The 2,653-nt window shown below is 68.9% G+C and carries 2 protein-coding genes; one reads left to right on the top strand and one right to left on the bottom strand.

Annotation, left to right across the window (positions count from 1 at the left end; translation table 11 throughout):
* The first annotated feature begins 609 nt into the window (after positions 1 to 609).
* Positions 610 to 798: a hypothetical protein gene (locus tag B5F74_RS12095; protein ID WP_087202824.1), complete on the top strand. Its 189-nt coding sequence runs from the start codon at positions 610 to 612 to the stop codon at positions 796 to 798.
* Positions 799 to 1,097: 299 nt separating this feature from the next.
* Here the strand turns inward: B5F74_RS12095 and B5F74_RS12090 are convergent, their stop codons facing one another.
* Entirely contained in the window at positions 1,098 to 2,450 is a 1,353-nt protein-coding gene (locus tag B5F74_RS12090; protein WP_087202822.1) for an ATP-binding protein, read from the bottom strand.
* Between the last annotated feature and the right edge of the window lie 203 nt (positions 2,451 to 2,653).

Raw genomic sequence — 2,653 nt, 5'->3', positions numbered from 1 at the left:
GGACGCGGTCACGACGGCTGCCACCTTCTTAGTGTGCTTCCTGTTGACGCAAGCTGTCATACGTCTTTCTCCTTCCGTAAGGAACAGATAATCGCCAGTTACGGAAGGGAGGGAGAGACCGGGGCTGCGCATCGAAGGCGCGGCCCGGCTTGGCAGAGCCCTTTACAGCTCTTTACAGCTCTTTACAGCCCTTTACAGCCGTCTGCCAGCTCGTGGCGCTGGAACGGATTTCTTGTCCCTGCCCCTCCTTGAGCGGGCATTCGGAGCGAGGTGCGCTCACTTGGCGCGGAACGAGCAAGACGAATCCGTCCCGGCGCTACGATTTCGGAGGCGGGGCATAGCGGCTCTGCCAAGCTCCGTCAAGCTCTGCCAGAGCGGGCCAGCGCCCTCCAAGCGCCAGCTCATCTTGCCCGAGCCGTCCACAGCACTCTCTTACGGCGGGTGCCGGGGGCCCGAGGCGCCGCCCTGCGGGCTGGCATCGCCGATGCCGTCCTCCGAGCATCGATCCGCACCGTCGGAAACTCCCGCCCGTCTCTCTACGGCAAGCGTTGACCCGTGACGAGGGTACAGCCATCATGACGGTGATTCATCGTGCATAAGGAGGAGCAAATGGAGGGCGCGAGGAAGACCGGACGCCTGGACCTGAGGATGGCCGAGGAGCAGCTCAGGCAGATCGACGCCGCGGCCGACGTCAACGGGATGGGCGCATCCCAGCGGTCTAGCAGCCGCCTCATGGAGTCCGCCCGCCGCGACATTGCCGAGCAGGGGCTCATCGAGCAGCTCCGCGAACCTGTCTGACCGGCTACGTATGGCGGCGGAAGGATGCGGAGGGCCGGCGCAAGCGGTACCCTTGATGGCGGCGCCCACGCCCGACAGTCGGTCAAGCGCGGCCCCGGCATGGCAAGTCCGAGGCTGCGGTGCGGGCGCGCGCGTCTGAACCGCTTGCCCGGCGCGTTGGGCTGGCCGGAGACCGCCTGGCGGGCAATCCTGATCCGGCGCGTCTCGACGGGGCCCTCCGCGTATTCGGAGGCGCCGCACCGATACCCCGGAGTGTAAACCGAGGTTATCCGCGCCCGGGCCCGTCCGAGCTGCCCCCGCTACCCCAACAGCCATCTCCAGGCGGGGACGACGTGGACCGCGCCCTCCGGGACGTCGATCTCCTCCTCCTCGTCCATGGTGACGATCCAGCCCTCGGCAGCGTCGAGGCGCCGCATGCCGGCGCGCAGACCCGCCACCTCGCGCTCGCGCGTGGCGCGCTCGGCCATCGACACGCTGACCTGCACCAGCCGGTACCCCCCGCCGAGCAGCGCGTCGCCGACGACGAAGTCGACCTCGTGCCGCCCGCCGTCGTCCACGACCAGTCGGGATATCGCCCCCTCCCGCATGCCGCCGGCGCCCCGGCGCAGCCGGTCGAAGACCGCCGTCTCGAGCCTCTGGCCCTCGTCTCGCACCGCCGAGGGCGAGAACGCCGTCAGCATGCCGGGGTCCACCGCGTAGACCTTCGACGCCGAGCGGGCGTTCTCCGACAGCGAGCGGCTGAACTCGCCGAGCTCGAACACCAGGTAGGACTCCTCGTAGTAGCCGAGCAGGCCCGAGAGCGTCGCGCGGGAGACGGCCAGGCCCGCCGACTTGAATGCGCCCGCGGCCCTGTTGAGCGACAGCTCGCGTCCCGAGAAGGCGAGGCAGCGCGCCAGGAAGCGCGCGGCGGCGGCGGGGTTTCGCACCCCGTGGCGCTCGATGACGTCGAGGGCGACGGTGCGGTTGGCGTACTCCTGCAGCAGCTGCACGGCGTCCGATGCCGGCAGGCCCTGCACCGCGATGAAACCACCGCGCGAGAGGTACCCGGGCAGGGCGTGGCGCAGCCCGGCGCGCGCGGCGGACCCGACGGCGCCATCCCCCGCCGCGCCCGCCGGCACCTCGACGCCGTGGTAGCGCGCGTACTCGGAGAGGCCCATGGGGAACAGCTCGCGCGAGATGGCCCTGCCGCGGAACTCGGAGGCGAGGTCTGCCGAGAGCATGCGCGAGGACGACCCCGTGACGTAGACGGTCGACCTCGTCCCGTCCACCACGCGGCGCAGGAAGGCCCCCCACTCGGGGACCTCCTGGATCTCGTCGAAGAACAGGAACGCGCCGTCGCGGCGGGCGGAGGGCCTCATGGCGTAGAACGTGTCGAGGACCTCGGCGAGCAGGCCGGGGCGGTAGGGCTTCAGGCGCTCGTCCTCGAAGTTGAAGTAGAGGATCGACTCGGGCGGCCAGCCCTCCGCCACGATGCGCCTCATCTCCTGGAACAGCCGGTAGGTTTTCCCGCACCTGCGGACGCCGGTGACGACCGTGGCGAGGTTGCCGCGCGCCGGCGGGCGCACCGGGCCCAGGTCAAGGTCTCGCTCGAACGCCTCGGGGATGCCGTCATCGATGAAGTCCTGGATCTTCTCCGCTATGACGCTGTTCATGCCGTCCGCCTTTCTTGCCGCGCTGCGTGCCAAGATAATGCTACATCTTGACACGCAGCGCGGCAAGGGAAATGGCGCCATGCTGATAGAGGGCCCCTTCCGTAACTGGCGATTATCTGTTCCTTACGGAAGGAGAAAGACGTATGACAGCTTGCGTCAACAGGAAGCACACTAAGAAGGTGGCAGCCGTCGTGACCGCGTCC

This window comes from Collinsella sp. An271 (assembly GCF_002159695.1).
Lineage (GTDB): Bacteria > Actinomycetota > Coriobacteriia > Coriobacteriales > Coriobacteriaceae > Collinsella > Collinsella ihumii.
This window is presented reverse-complemented; position numbering and strand designations above follow the sequence as displayed.